Source organism: Nocardioides zeicaulis (assembly GCF_042432345.1).
GTDB lineage: Bacteria > Actinomycetota > Actinomycetes > Propionibacteriales > Nocardioidaceae > Nocardioides > Nocardioides zeicaulis.
On the sequence record NZ_JBHLXH010000002.1, the window covers coordinates 14,374 to 27,415 of the forward strand.

The 13,042-nt window shown below is 72.5% G+C and carries 15 protein-coding genes; 3 read left to right on the top strand and 12 right to left on the bottom strand.

What is annotated here, in order from left to right; all coding sequences use genetic code 11:
- Positions 1-69 precede the first annotated feature (69 nt).
- From ACFFJG_RS14630 to ACFFJG_RS14640, 3 genes are read right to left on the bottom strand one after another with little or no spacing between them, the layout of a single operon-like run.
- Positions 70-264: a DUF3046 domain-containing protein gene (locus tag ACFFJG_RS14630; protein ID WP_378519518.1), complete on the bottom strand. Its 195-nt coding sequence runs from the start codon at positions 262-264 to the stop codon at positions 70-72.
- Positions 261-893: a class I SAM-dependent methyltransferase gene (locus ACFFJG_RS14635; RefSeq protein ID WP_378519519.1), complete on the bottom strand. Its 633-nt coding sequence runs from the start codon at positions 891-893 to the stop codon at positions 261-263. Before ACFFJG_RS14635 ends, ACFFJG_RS14630 begins: the two co-directional genes overlap by 4 nt.
- Positions 890-1,426, bottom strand: coding sequence for a DinB family protein (locus ACFFJG_RS14640; protein WP_378519520.1), 537 nt, complete (start codon positions 1,424-1,426; stop codon positions 890-892). Before ACFFJG_RS14640 ends, ACFFJG_RS14635 begins: the two co-directional genes overlap by 4 nt.
- A gap of 44 nt (positions 1,427-1,470) precedes the next feature.
- Here ACFFJG_RS14640 and ACFFJG_RS14645 point away from each other — a divergent pair, with 44 nt between their 5' ends.
- Positions 1,471-1,950, top strand: coding sequence for a GNAT family N-acetyltransferase (locus ACFFJG_RS14645; RefSeq protein WP_378519521.1), 480 nt, complete (start codon positions 1,471-1,473; stop codon positions 1,948-1,950).
- Positions 1,951-1,960: 10 nt separating this feature from the next.
- Here ACFFJG_RS14645 and ACFFJG_RS14650 read toward each other — a convergent pair whose 3' ends face one another.
- The 8 genes from ACFFJG_RS14650 to ACFFJG_RS14685 all read right to left on the bottom strand — a co-directional run bounded on the left by ACFFJG_RS14650 (position 1,961) and on the right by ACFFJG_RS14685 (position 10,407).
- The gene (locus tag ACFFJG_RS14650; protein ID WP_378519522.1) at positions 1,961-3,577 is read right to left on the bottom strand and encodes an AMP-binding protein; all 1,617 of its coding nucleotides are present in this window, start codon (positions 3,575-3,577) and stop codon (positions 1,961-1,963) included.
- Positions 3,578-4,099: 522 nt separating this feature from the next.
- Positions 4,100-4,906, bottom strand: coding sequence for an ABC transporter permease (locus ACFFJG_RS14655; protein WP_378519523.1), 807 nt, complete (start codon positions 4,904-4,906; stop codon positions 4,100-4,102).
- A 1-nt stretch (position 4,907) separates the two neighbouring features.
- Positions 4,908-5,723, bottom strand: a complete 816-nt coding sequence (locus ACFFJG_RS14660) for an ABC transporter permease (RefSeq protein ID WP_378519524.1) — start codon at positions 5,721-5,723, stop codon at positions 4,908-4,910.
- Positions 5,723-6,649, bottom strand: coding sequence for an ABC transporter ATP-binding protein (locus ACFFJG_RS14665; RefSeq protein ID WP_446686235.1), 927 nt, complete (start codon positions 6,647-6,649; stop codon positions 5,723-5,725). The genes ACFFJG_RS14660 and ACFFJG_RS14665 overlap by 1 nt, the downstream gene beginning before the upstream one ends.
- A 30-nt stretch (positions 6,650-6,679) precedes the next feature.
- Positions 6,680-7,519, bottom strand: a complete 840-nt coding sequence (locus tag ACFFJG_RS14670; protein WP_378519525.1) for a hypothetical protein — start codon at positions 7,517-7,519, stop codon at positions 6,680-6,682.
- A gap of 25 nt (positions 7,520-7,544) precedes the next feature.
- Entirely contained in the window at positions 7,545-8,975 is a 1,431-nt protein-coding gene (locus ACFFJG_RS14675) for a PGAP1-like alpha/beta domain-containing protein (RefSeq protein WP_378519526.1), read from the bottom strand.
- On the bottom strand, positions 8,972-9,955 hold the full coding sequence (locus ACFFJG_RS14680) for a hypothetical protein (RefSeq protein ID WP_378519527.1): 984 nt from the start codon (positions 9,953-9,955) through the stop codon (positions 8,972-8,974). The genes ACFFJG_RS14675 and ACFFJG_RS14680 overlap by 4 nt, the downstream gene beginning before the upstream one ends.
- On the bottom strand, positions 9,952-10,407 hold the full coding sequence (locus ACFFJG_RS14685; protein ID WP_378519528.1) for a WXG100 family type VII secretion target: 456 nt from the start codon (positions 10,405-10,407) through the stop codon (positions 9,952-9,954). Before ACFFJG_RS14685 ends, ACFFJG_RS14680 begins: the two co-directional genes overlap by 4 nt.
- A 137-nt stretch (positions 10,408-10,544) precedes the next feature.
- On the opposite strand from ACFFJG_RS14685, the gene ACFFJG_RS14690 reads away from it, so the two are divergent.
- Positions 10,545-11,324 (top strand): YqjF family protein, encoded by a 780-nt coding sequence (locus ACFFJG_RS14690; protein WP_378519529.1) that lies wholly within the window; start codon positions 10,545-10,547, stop codon positions 11,322-11,324.
- 11 nt (positions 11,325-11,335) lie between these two features.
- On the opposite strand, the gene ACFFJG_RS14695 is transcribed toward ACFFJG_RS14690, so the two are convergent.
- A complete protein-coding gene (locus ACFFJG_RS14695) occupies positions 11,336-12,511 on the bottom strand; it encodes a PQQ-dependent sugar dehydrogenase (protein ID WP_378519530.1) in 1,176 nt (391 codons plus the stop codon).
- Between the two features lie 146 nt (positions 12,512-12,657).
- Between ACFFJG_RS14695 and ACFFJG_RS14700 the strand changes: the two genes are divergently transcribed.
- Entirely contained in the window at positions 12,658-13,020 is a 363-nt protein-coding gene (locus ACFFJG_RS14700; protein WP_378519531.1) for a YciI family protein, read from the top strand.
- Positions 13,021-13,042: the final 22 nt, after the last annotated feature.

Genomic DNA, 13,042 nt, shown 5'->3' on the forward strand with positions numbered 1-13,042 from the left:
CGAACAGGTGTTCGACGCGCGCTCCGCGTCGGCGTGTCGCGGCGCATCTGCCCCGACCGGCCGTCGCGGTCACCGCTCGCTGTCGGGCAGCTCGAGCTGGCGGTGCACGGCGGCCCACACCTGCTTGGGCGGCACGCCGGCGTCGAGCGCCTCCTGCGTGGTGCGGCCGTCGAGGTCGCGCAGGACGGTCAGCTCGGCCCACGTGCGGGAGTAGGCGGGTCCGAGCGCGTCGTCGAGCCGGGCCCAGAACTCGGTGTGCCTCATGCCGACACCCCATCACGGACCGCCGACACCTCGAGCCACGACTCCCCCCGCGAGCCCGGGACGCCCGAGCGCAGCCCCTCGACGGACCAGCCCGACCCGGCGACCACCCGCCGCAGGTCGTCGGCGCGCCAGTAGGTGAAGTGGCGTGGCCGGGTGACCGACCCGTGCGTCGACCATCCCTCGCCGTCACCCTCCTTCCACGACGCGCGCAGCAGGCCCCCCGGTCGCACGACCTTCGCGAGGCGGGCCAGCACGACCGGCAGGTCGTCGCGGCGGACGTGCAGCAGCGAGGCGTTGGCCCACACGGCGTCCCACGGTCCGTCGGGCGAGGAGAGGTCGTCCGCCAGCGGGTCGAGCAGGTCGCACACGTGTCCCTGCTGGCGCAGCAGCGCCACGAAGCCGGGGGTCACGTCGGTGCGGCGCACCACCAGCCCGGCCTGCTCCAGCAGGAGCGCGTCCCGGCCGCCACCGGAACCCACCTCCAGCACGCGCGCGCCGGCGCCGAGGCGCGCGGCGAACGCCGCGAGGTCCGCCCGGACCGCCTCCGGCACGGGGGGCGAGGCCTCGGCGTACGCGACGGCGTCGAGGTCGTAGGCGTGGACCGTGCGGTCGAGAGCCTCGTCCCTCACCGCACGCCCACGTCGCGGAGGTGGTGGACCACGTCGTGCAGGTGGTACGCGCCGAGCGAGGCCACGGTGAAGCGGTCGCCGTTGGAGCGCACACCGGGCCGGTCCTTCGTCGCGTCCGTGACGGAGGCGTAGACCTCGGCGACGTGACCCGCCGCCTCGACGAGCGCGGCCGACACGGCGGCCGGGTCCTGGTTGCCGTAGTCCGCCGCGACGGCCGTCGCGTCCTGGTCCCAGTTGGCGAAGGTCGGCTCGTCCTCCTCGAGCATCGAGCGCAGCCGCTCGGCGAAGAGGACGTGCACGTCGCGCACGTGGCAGCCGTACTCCAGCGCGGACCAGACGTCCGGCTCGGGACGTTCTGCGACATCGCCGCGCTCCAGCACCCGGGCCCACGTCGTCGCGGTGTCGTGGAGCAGGTCGGGGAGGTCGTCGAGGCGCTGGGCGGAGGCATCGAAGCCGCAGTCGGGGCAGGGACGCTCCAGCACCCAGGTCCAGTCCTTGGTGTCGGGCACGATGCCGTCGGGGGTCGCGGTCATGCGCCTCATCCAACCCAGCGGCCGCCGGGGGCACAATGCGCGGCGTGGACATCCGCCGCGCACTTCCTGCCGACCTCCCCGCCGTCGCCGCGATCTACGAGCGCGAGGCGCGCGAGGGGCACGCCACCTTCGACGTCGAGGGACGCCCCTTGGAGGCATGGCGCGAGAGGCTCGTCTCCGACGACCACTTCCTCGTCGCCGACCGCGACGGCGTCGTCGTCGGCTACGCGACGTCCGGCCCCTACCGGCCCAAGCCCGCCTACGGACGCACCCGCGAGACCACCGTCTACGTCGCTGCGGGCCACCAGGGCCTCGGCACCGGGCGCCGGCTGTACGACGCCCTCCTCGCGTTGCTCGCCGAGGACGGCGTCCACGTCGTGGTGGCCGCCGTCGCCCAGCCCAACGACGCCAGCATGGCGCTGCACCGCGCGTGCGGCTTCGAGGTCGTCGGGACGATGCGCGAGGTGGGGCGCAAGCACGACCGCTGGGTCGACCTGGTCTGGCTCCAGAGGCTGCTGGGCTGAGCGCCCGCGGTCAGGCCAGGCCGAGCTCGCGGGTGGACACCTCGCGCATCTCGACCTTGCGCACCTTGCCGGTCACGGTCAACGGGAACTCCTCGACCACCATGACGTAGCGCGGGATCTTGTAGTGCGCCAGCTTCCCGGTGGCGAAGGCGCGCACGCCGTCGGCGTCGAGCGGTGCGGCCCCGGGGCGCATCCGCAGCCAGGCGCAGAGCTCCTCGCCGTACTTCTCGTCGGGGACGCCCACGACCTGCACGTCCTCGATGTCGGGGTGGGTGTAGAGGAACTCCTCGATCTCGCGCGGGTAGATGTTCTCCCCGCCGCGGATCACCATGTCCTTGATCCGCCCGGTGATCCGGACGTAGCCGTCGTCGTCCATGACGCCCAGGTCGCCGGTGTGCATCCAGCCGTCGGCGTCGATCGCCTCGCGAGTCTTCTCCTCGTCGTCCCAGTAGCCCAGCATCACGGAGTAGCCACGCGTGCAGAACTCGCCCGCCTCGCCGCGCGGCAGCGTGTCGCCGGTGACCGGGTCGACGATGCGGATCTCGAGGTGCGGGCACACGCGGCCCACCGTGCCGACCTTGCGCTCGAGGGAGTCGTCGCGGCGGGTGTGCGTCGAGACGGGCGACGTCTCGGTCATGCCGTAGGCGATCGTCATCTCGTCGATGCCCGCGCTGATGAGCTTCTTCATCATCTCCTCGGGGCAGGGTGAGCCGGCCATGATGCCGGTGCGCACCGACGTCAGGTCGTAGGAGGCGAAGTCGGGCAGCGCCCACTCGGCGATGAACATCGTCGGCACGCCGTAGAGCGAGGTGCACCGCTCGTCGGCGGTCGCCCGGAGGGTGAGGGCGGGGTCGAAGCCGGGCGCCGGGATCACCATGGTGGCGCCGTGCGTGGAGCAGGCGAGGTTGCCCATGACCATGCCGAAGCAGTGGTAGAAGGGCACCGGGATGCAGACCCGGTCGACCTCGGTGTAGCCGCACACCTCCCCGACGAGGTAGCCGTTGTTGAGGATGTTGCGGTGGCTGAGGGTGGCGCCCTTCGGGAAGCCGGTCGTGCCGGAGGTGTACTGGATGTTGATCGGGTCGGTCGGGCTCAGCGAGGCCGCCCGCTCGGCCAGGTCGTCCGCGGTGACGTCGTCGCCGTCGGCGAGCAGCCCGCCCCAGCTCTCCTCGTCGTCGAGGTGCACGACGCGCTGGAGCGCGTGCAGGTCGGCCCGGGTCTCCTCGATCATCGCCCGGTAGTCGCTGGTGCGGAACGAGGAGGCGCTCACCACCAGCCGCATGCCCGACTGGTTGGCGACGTAGGCCAGCTCGTGCGTGCGGTAGGCCGGGTTGACGTTGACCAGGACCGCCCCGATGCGGGCGGTCGCGAACTGCACGAGCGTCCACTCGGCGCTGTTGGGGCCCCAGATGCCCACCCGGTCGCCCTTCGCCACCCCGGCACCCATCAGCCCGCGGGCCAGCCGGTCGACGTCGGCGTCGAGCTCGGCCCACGTCCAGCGCCGCCCGGTGGCGCACTCCACGAGCGCCTCCCGGTCCCCGTGGGCGGCGACGGTGCGCGCGAGGTTCGCGCCGATCGTCTCCTCGAGCAGCGCGGGGCTGGCCTCTCCCTGGGCGTAGGACTCCATGCCCGGCAACCTAGGACGACCGTCGCGGCGTTGGCCAGTGGTTGGTCCGGACGTGCGGCCGTCCGTCGGGCGCGCGGGTGGCGTGCGGGCTCGGACACGTGTCCGACAACGTGCCCTCGCGCGACCGGGGAAGGGGCGACATGTCGGACACGTGTGTGCTCGATGCCGGCGCCCGCGGCGACGGCGTCAGGAAGGCCACTCATCTGCCGCGATCAGTCCAACCGGACCTGCCGTCGGGGTGCTCGGGCGGTGCGCATCTGCCCTTCGTCGCGCACGTGCGGCGAATGTCGTCCCAATCCGACGGCTGGCCGGGCCAAGACCGCCGCACGTGCGCAGGCCGGGAGCTACATCTGCGCAATGACGAGCGTCCGGGTCTGCCGCGACCAGGGCGTCGGGACGAGTGCGGAATCCGTGACGCACCTGGTACGTCACCGGCACCGCACTCGTCGTGGGCACGCAGTCATCCTCGCCCACCACTCGGCGGACGGAGCCGGGAACGCACTCAGCCTCCGCTACGTCAGGTCAGGTGAGCAACAACCGGTCGAGCCGGCGGCGTACGACGACGAGGCCCACGAGTCCCATCGCCACGAGGTAGACCACCGAGACGGCCGACGCCCACGTCACGACGCCGGTGGTGAGCTCGCGGCAGAGCACGACGCCGCGGTAGAGCGGGGTGGCCTCGACGACCCAGCGCAGCACGCCGTCGCCGAACGCCTCGACGGGGAAGAAGGTCGCGGAGAACAGGAACAGCGGCATCTGCGCGAGCGTGATCTTGTCGAAGTCCTGCCAGGACTTCATCCACGTCGTCAGGGCCATGCACACGGCCGAGAAGGCGAACGCGATCAGCACCGTCGCCGGGAGCGCCAGCACCGCCCACCACGACTCGACCAGTCCCATGGCCAGCATCACGACGAGGAAGGCCGCCGAGTAGACCGAGCCGCGCAGCAGGCCCCAGATGATCTCGCCCCGGGCGATGTCGCCCGTGGAGAGCGGGGTGGCCAGCATCTGGTCGTAGAGCTTCTCGTACTTCAGCTTGAAGAAGACGTTGAAGGTGCTGTCGAGCAGGGCGCCGTTGAAGGCCGAGGTGGCGAGCATGGCGGGCGCGACGAAGGCGGCGTAGGGCACCTGCTCGCCGTGGAACTCGAAGGTGTCGATGAGCTGGCCGACACCGATGCCGATCGAGAAGAGGTAGAGCACCGGCTCGAGGAAGCCGGTGAGGAAGAGCTTCCAGGCCGACTTGTAGACGATGAAGTTGCGCAGGACGAGCAGCCGCGCGGCGCCCACCGGCGTCAGCGGAGCGGGGATCGCGACCCGGTCGAGGACGGCCACCTCACACGTCCAGCCGCTTGTCGAGCCCGCGCACCGACCACACCCAGCCGACCACGACGAGCACCACCAGGACGAGGGCGTTGACGAGGGCCAGCGGCCAGTCGACGGTGTCGAGGCAGAACATCCGCGACAGCGAGACGCCGTGCCACAGCGGGGTCAGCCGGGCGACCCACTCGAGCACCGGCCCGAGGTTGCTGATCGGGAAGAAGGCGCCGGAGAACAACGTCAGCGGGAGCACCCCGAGGCGGAACAGCAGGCCGAAGCCCTCCTCCGAGCGCAGCCGGGCGGAGTAGCCGAAGGTGAGCGTCGCGAAGGCCGTGCCCACCAGCACCTGCGCCAGCCACGCCAGCACCGGGCCCCACCACGTCTCGAAGACGCCGAACGGCGCGAGCACCAGCATGAACACCCCGCACGCCGAGGCCACGCGGAACACCACGAAGGCCAGGAACGCGTTGACCAGGTCGCGGACGGCGAGCGGCGTGGCGAGCTGGGCGAAGAACGTCTTGTGCCACTTGATCGCCCCCATCACCGGGTACGTCGACTCGCTGACCGCGATCGTCATGGCGTGCGCCGCGACCAGGCCGGGGACGATGAAGGCGAGGTAGGAGGTGGCGCCCTCGAGCCGATCGGGGTCGGCGTCGATGAAGCCGCCGAGGAGCACGCCCATCGCCAGGACGTAGAACAGCGGGGTCGCGAAGGAGTTGGCGACTCCCCCGCGCCAGGTGCGCCTGTAGACGGTGAGCCAGTAGTCGTACTGGCGGGTCAGGCCCTCCCACACGGAGAGGGTGCCGGCGGGCCGGGGCGTCGTGGTGGCCATCAGTCGGCCAGGCTCCGGCCGGTGAGGCGCAGGAAGACGTCCTCGAGGGTGGAGCGGCGCACGAGCGTCGCGACGGGCTGGAGCCCGCGCTCGATCACGGCAGTGACGACCTCCTCGCCGTGGTCGCTGTAGACCAGCAGCCGGTCGGGCAGCACCTCGACGCGCTCGCCGAGGTCCTCCACCTTGCCGGCCAGGGCCTCGTGCTCGCCGACGCCGAAGCGCAGCTCGGCGACCTCGCGGGTGGAGTGGGCGTCGATCAGCTCGCGGGGCGAGCCCTCGGCGGCGATCACGCCCTTGTCCATCACGACCAGCCGGTCGCACAGCTGCTCGGCCTCGTCCATGTAGTGGGTGGTGATGACGAGGGTGACGCCGGCCTGCTTGAGGCGGAAGAGCTGGTCCCACAGGACGTGGCGGGCCTGCGGGTCGAGCCCGGTGGTCGGCTCGTCGAGGAGCAGCACGTCGGGGTTGTTGATGAGGCTGCGCGCGATGGTGAGGCGGCGCTTCATGCCGCCGGAGAGGTCCTCGACCTTGGCCTTGGCCTTGTCGGTGATCTGCGCGAACTCCAGCAGCTCGCTCGCGCGCTCGCGGCAGGTGGCGCGGTCGAGGCCGAAGTAGCGGCCGTAGATGTAGAGGTTGTCGAAGACGTTGAGCTCGTTGTCGAGCGTGTCCTCCTGCGGACAGACCCCCAGCCGGCCGCGGATCGCCGGGCCGTCGGTCGCGGGGTCCAGGCCGAGGATGCGCAGCTCGCCCCCGCTCACCGGGCTGACGGAGGCGATCATCCGCATCGTGCTCGACTTGCCCGCGCCGTTGGGGCCGAGGAAGCCGAACGCCTCGCCCCGCATCACGTCGACGTCGATGCCCTTGACGGCCTCGAAGTCTCCGAACGACTTGCGCAGCCCCCGCGCCGAGATCATGGATTCCGTCACGTGCACCGACCCTAGACGAGGGAACGCCGCCTACCCGACAGGGCGCGGCCCCCACATCTCCTGGAGCCGCTCGTGGTCGCGGCCGTGGTCGGGGTCGATCTGGAACGTGACGTCGTCGGGGAAGCCGCCGTCCGGCGTCTCGACCGTGACGCTGATGGCGTCGATCGGTGAGATCGTCGAGCGCCAGACGATCTCGGCGACCTGCTCGGCGAGGTCGTCGACCGCGACCGTGCCGTCGGACTCCACGTCGACGTCGGCCGACGATGCGTTGGTGGGCGTGTCGCGGGCGTAGGCGGACGACAGCACCGCCGTCACCCCCGGCAGCGCGGACGCGTCGCGGGCCACCCCGCGGAACAGGTCGTGGCAGCCGTCCACCTCGCACCCGACCAGCCCGTCGGACTCGTCGGCCTCGTCGGGCACCGGCGTCCAGTCGCTCCCCTTCGGACGCGCACCCCACCTCTTCTCGAAGGCGGCACGGTCGGCACCGAAGTCGTAGGCCACCGTCTCGGCGTAGCCGTTGCGCAGGACGCCCGACACGCTCAGCGTGTCGAGCGGTGTGACCCCGGACCGCCAGGCCGTTTCGGCGACGCCGTCGAAGAGCGCGTCGAGGTCGGCGGAGACGACGTCGTCGCCGTCGAGGTCGACCCCGATGCCGAGGAACCCGCTGCCCGTCGTCGTGCGGCGGGTGCCGCGCACGTCCAGCACGGCGTCGGAGGACGTGAGCTCGGCGACCAGGTCGGCGACCTCGGCGGTGCACTCGCCGCACCCGGTCGGGACCTTCGCCGAGGACGACGGCCGGTCGAGGGGGTTGGCGCAGCCGCTGAGCACCAGCACCAGGCAGACGACGGCGGCCGAGACGTTCCACCTCATGACGGCAGCCTGCCAGACCAGCCCGTCAACGGGTGACCTGGTAGGACACCACCGGGCCGGACGCGCCGCTGCCGAGGTACCCGTCGTCGCGCATCCGGTCGATCTCGTCCTGGATCGAGCCGTTGCTGGACGCGTCGGCCGCGGCGGCACCGTTGGCGTAGTGGTCGAGCCCGTGGTTGCCGCCGATGTCGCTGCTGCCCTCGTCGAACTTGATGGTGGTCCGGTTCGGGTCGTCGGGGTTGTCCTCGCCGTCGAGCAGCGGGACCGCGTCGCCGCGGTTCTCGAAGTGGATCGCGTGCGTCCCGTCGGGCAGGTGCGGCACCTGCGCCGTCGGGGATCCGGCCGTGACGACGTGCTCGACGTTGAAGTGCTGCGTGAACGAGGGGTCCGCGGCCAGCGAGGTCGAGACCATCCCGCCCTGGGAGTGGCCGACCAGCATCACGTCCTTGCCCTCGAGCCCGGCGTCGAGCATCGCCTGCTTGATGCCGTTGCCGTAGGCGGAGTCGAGACCGCCGATGAGCTGGTAGTTGGTCTCCATGTCCCGGGCGTGCTCGCCGTCCTGCGGGATCGGGCTCATGTCGTCGGTGCCGGGGATGTAGACGATGTACTTGTCGCCGACCTGCTGGATCTGGATGGCCCCTTGGGCGTTGGGGTCCCTCGCGTCGATCTGGTTCGTCCTGTCGAGCTGCTGGATCAGGGTGCGCAGGTCGCCGGGGACCTCGCTCTCGGCGCCGACGCCCGGCGGGAGGTCGGACAGCGGGTTCACCTGGTAGTCGGTGCTGTTGCCGAGGAGCAGCGACAGCAGCCGCGCGGCGTCGTTGGTGGTGGCCTGGTCGATGGGGCCGTCGGCCGGGTCGAGGAGCCCGATGCCCGGCAGCAGCGTCTGGATCAGCCCGCCACCGCCGTTGATGAGGTGCTGCGCGAGCTCGGGGTGGTCGTGCAGGAGCTGGCCGAGGTCGTCGGCGAGCTGCTTCTCCAGCGCCTGCTGCTCGGCCGGCGACAGCGTGGAGTAGTAGGCGTAGCCTGCACCGCCCGCCAGGAGCAGCGCGGGGAGCGAGGCCAGCGCGGCCGGGAGCAGCATCCGCCCCAGCGCGTTGTCGATCATCTCCGTGGCGTGCTTCGACAGGGCGTCGCTGGCCTTGAACGCAGCCACGACGGCGCGTACGCCGAGCGCGTCGGCCTCGATCCCGATCGCGCGGACGGTGAGCCCGTCGGTGCCGGTCGTGGCGTCGAGGACCTGCACCTCGGCGTCGGCGAACGAGCCCGGCGAGAGGATCGCTGACTCCAGCAGGTCGCCGTTGGCCATCACCTTGGCACCGAGTCCGGCCATCTCGACGAAGTCGGCGGCCTGCGACTCGTAGCGCTCGGCGAGCGCGAGCATCTGCTCGTAGCCCGCCTCGACGCCGTGGGAGCCTCCGGAGACGGACTCGATGGGAGGCAGCTGTCCGGTGCTCACGAGGTCACCTCCGCGGCCCGCACGGCCAGCTCCTTCGAGAGGTCGACCGGGCCGCGCCTCTCGATGCGGACCATGCGCCACCCCTCGCGCTCGAACGGCGTGAGCGAGCGCCAGCCGTCGGCGAAGAGCACCCACTCCACGATGCCGGCGCCCGGTCGCCCGCGCTCGCTGCGGCCCATCACGGCGCCGTGCAGCCGGCCGCGGGCCGCGCTCTCGAGCTGCTCGTGCCAGCGGCGCACGTCGGCGTCGGCGGCGGCGTCGAGGTCGTCGCCCGCCCCGGAACGGGTCAGGCCGGTGTAGTCGGCGACCATCTGGTCGAGCAGCTCGGTGCGGTTGCGCTGGACGGCCTCACCGGTGGCGAGCAGCAGCTCCCACGGCGTCTCGACGACGTCGGGCAGCGGGTCGCCGGGCGGGGTGGGCCGCAGCAGGTCGGGGGCGACCCAGGAGGCACGGCCGAGCTCGAGCCACCAGTCGTCGGCGGAGAGCCACGCCAGCTCGAAGGTGCGGCCGTCGCCGGTGGACAGGCACACCACCCAGTCGTCGAGGTTGCGGTGCCAGCTGCGCACGCGCGGTCGGCCGCGACGCAGCACCAGCAGCATCTCGAGCTCGATGGCGAGCACCGGGCCGTGCCACACGGTCATGACCGCCCGGCCCTCCTCGGTGGGCTCTCCGTCCGCGACCAGGCCGGCCGCCTCCAGCAGCGCGCCGACGTCCTCGGTCCCGGCGGCCGGGCCGTCGTCGGCACCGGGCGGCTCGGACGCTGCGTCGTCGGGCGTCCCGCCCGGGGCGCCGAGCGCCCCGAGCCGCGCTCCCAGGCCCTCGATGGTGCCGCGGGACGCTGCCATCTGGGCGGCGGGCGACTCCACGCCGACCAGCTCGGCCAGGCGGTCGACGGCCGCGCGGGGCAACCGGACCCGGCGCGGGGTGACGGCGCGCTCCTCGAGCTCCTCGCCGTCGGCGCCCAGGACGACGGTGCTCATCGGCCCGCCCCCGGGATCTGGTCGGGCACGTCGAGCCAGTCCTTGTGCCCCTCGGGCGGCGGCTGGAAGGAGGAGAGCATCTCGTCGATCGGGTCGGGGGTGATCTTCTTGACCAGGTCGATCGCCTTGTCGGCCAGGGACGCCAGCCGCGACCTCGCCCCCTCGATGAGGCCGTGCACCCGGCGCGCGATCTCACGGATCAGGTCCTTGAGCCGGTCGACCTCGTCGGCGTGGTGGCGCAGCGCCCGGGCGGCGTCGTCGTGCTCGTCGGCCGTCCGGCGCAGGGCCACCGCACGCTCGGCCATCCGCTCGCGCATCGCCTGCGCGGCCCGGCCCTCCCACACGACCAGCTGCGACGCCTTCACCAGGCGGTCGGCGTCCGAGCGGATCTCCGTGCCCTGGTCGCTCATCTGCTGGGCGAGGCGGCGGATGACAGCGGTGTCTCCGTACATCTGGTCCCCTGGTCGTTCCGAGACGGCACCCGGGTGGCGCGTGCTCCTCAGATGCCCCGGAGCGGACCGCGTCAAACTCCTCGTCCTGCGCCTGTGGACGCGCGTCGCGCTCGCGACCGGTTCGTAGGATCGACGGCATGGACGAGCACGACGTCGCGCGGGGCTCCGGACGCCCACCCGAGGCGGTCACGCCCGACGCACCGCCGCTGCGCGGGACGGTCCTGATGAACCAGCACTGGCGCGACCTGACGTTCCTGCACTGGGCCGTCGACCCGCGGCTGGTCGCCGACCGGATGCCGCCCGGCGTGCGCCCCGACACCCTCGACGGGCTCACCTACGTCGGCCTGATCCCGTTCCGGATGGTCGACGCCTCGCCGTTCCGGCTCCCCGGCACCCCGTGGCTCGGCACGTTCCTCGAGACCAACGTGCGGCTCTACTCCGTCGACGACACCGGCCGCCGCGGCATCGTCTTCCTCAGCCTCGACGCCGACCGGCTCGCGGTCGTGCTGGGGGCGCGCGCCGCGTTCGGCGTGCCCTACCGGTGGTCGCGGATGCGTCACCGGCGCGACGGCGACACCCACACGTACGTCTCCCGGCTCCGGTGGCCCGGCGCGCGCGGGTCGTCGCGCATCGTCGTACGGGCCGGGGCGCGGCGGGAGCCGACGGAGCTCGACCACTTCCTCAGCGCCCGCTGGGGCCTGCACAGCTCGGTGCTCGGGCGCACGCTCTACGTGCCGAACCGGCACGATCCCTGGCCGGTGCACGACGCGGAGGTGCTCGCGCTCAACGACGGCCTGATGGACTCGGTCGGCCTGCCGGGGCTGGCGTCGCGCCCGCCCGACCACGTGGGGTTCAGCCCGGGGGTGTTCACCGAGTTCGGCCTCCCCGTCGACGCGCGCCGGCCGCGCCGGACCTGACGTCGACCCGGTCAGCGCGCCGGGGTCAGGCGCAGCAGCCGACCGGATCCCTCGTCCTCGAGCAGCCAGATGGCGCCGTCGGGCGCCTCGTCGACCGCGCGGACGCGCTCGCCGAGGTCGAAGACCTGCTGCTCGCCCGCCGTCGTCCCGTCGAGGTCGACACGCACGAGGGCCTCGCCGGACAGGGCGCCGATGAGCGCGTCGCCGCGCCAGTCGGGGAACATCTCGCCGTCGTAGACGAGCAGGCTGCCCGGGGAGATGCTCGGGTCCCACCACGCGGCGGGTGCGGCGTACCCGTCGCCCTCGGCGTGGTCGGGGATCTCGCCGCCGCCGTAGTCGCTGCCGTTGGAGACCTCGGGCCAGCCGTAGTTGCGGCCGGGTTCGACGACGTTGAGCTCGTCGCCGCCCTCGGGTCCCATCTCGGTCTCCCACAGCGCGCCGTCGGGGGCGAACTGGAGCCCCAGCGCGTTGCGGTGGCCCCAGCTCCACAGCTCGGCGCTGACGCCGCCGCGGTCCTCGAGCGGGTTGCCCGGGGCCGGCTCCCCGTCGGGAGTGAGCCGGACGATCGAGCCCAGGTTGTTCGTCGTGTCCTGCGCCGGGCTCCCCTGCTGGCGCTCGCCCGAGGTGACGAACAGGTGGCGACCGTCCGGGGAGAAGGCGATGCGGTGGCTGAAGTGGCCGTCGCCCTCGACCTTCGGGACCTGCCGCCACACCACCTCGAGGCCCTCCAGGGCCGCCTCGCCGTCACCGGTGTCGAGCCGGGCCCGTCCGACGACCGCTCCCGTGCCGCCGTCCCCCGCCTCCACCCAGCTGAGGTAGACCGTGCCGTCCTGCTCGTAGGTCGGCGCCGGCACCACGTCGCCGAGCCCGCCCTGCCCGGCATCGACGACGTCGGGCACGCCGGAGACCTCGACCTGCGCGCCCGTCCCGGCGTCGCGCAGGTGCAGCACGCCGCTGCGCTCGGTCACCAGCAGGTCGCCCGAGCCCGGCAGGAACGCCATCGCCCACGGCTCGTCGTAGCGGCCCACCTCCTCGACGGCGAAGGGCCAGTCGCGCTCACCCTCGCCCGTCGCCGGGCCGAGGGCGCCGGAGGCAGCGGTGTCGCCGCTCCCTGCCGAGCACCCCGCGGTGGCGGCGGCGACCAGTCCGGCCGCGAGGCCGCCGAGGGTGCGTGCGAGGTGTCCCATGGACCCATCGTGCGCCGGGGTGGCAAGCGACCCCCGTCGTCGGAAAAACTTCCGGGGGCGATGTCGAAGCCGGCCCCGCCCGTCCGACGTACGTGCGAGACAGCAGTCCACCCACCACCCAGGAGTTGAGAACGATGCCGCGTTTCATGGGATTCGTCCGCATGGAGGAGAACGTCGGGATTCCCCCGAAGTCGCTGTTCGAGGCGATGGACGCCTACATCGGCGAGCGCGCGGCCGACGGCCGCTTCGTCGACGGCGGCGGCCTCTACGGCACCGAGGACGCCGTGAACTTCGTCGTGCGCAAGGGCGAGGTGACCCGCGTCGACGGCCCGTACGCCGAGGGCAAGGAGGTCGTCGGAGGCTGGGCGATCACCGAGTACGACACCGTCGAGGCCGCGATCGCCGACCAGCAGCTGTTCGCTCAGCTGCACGCCGACCACTGGCCCGAGGTCACCGTGGTCGCCACCATGCGCCAGATCTCCGAGGGTCCCGAGGAGCCCACCGACTGACCGGGCGTCACTACGCTGGCCC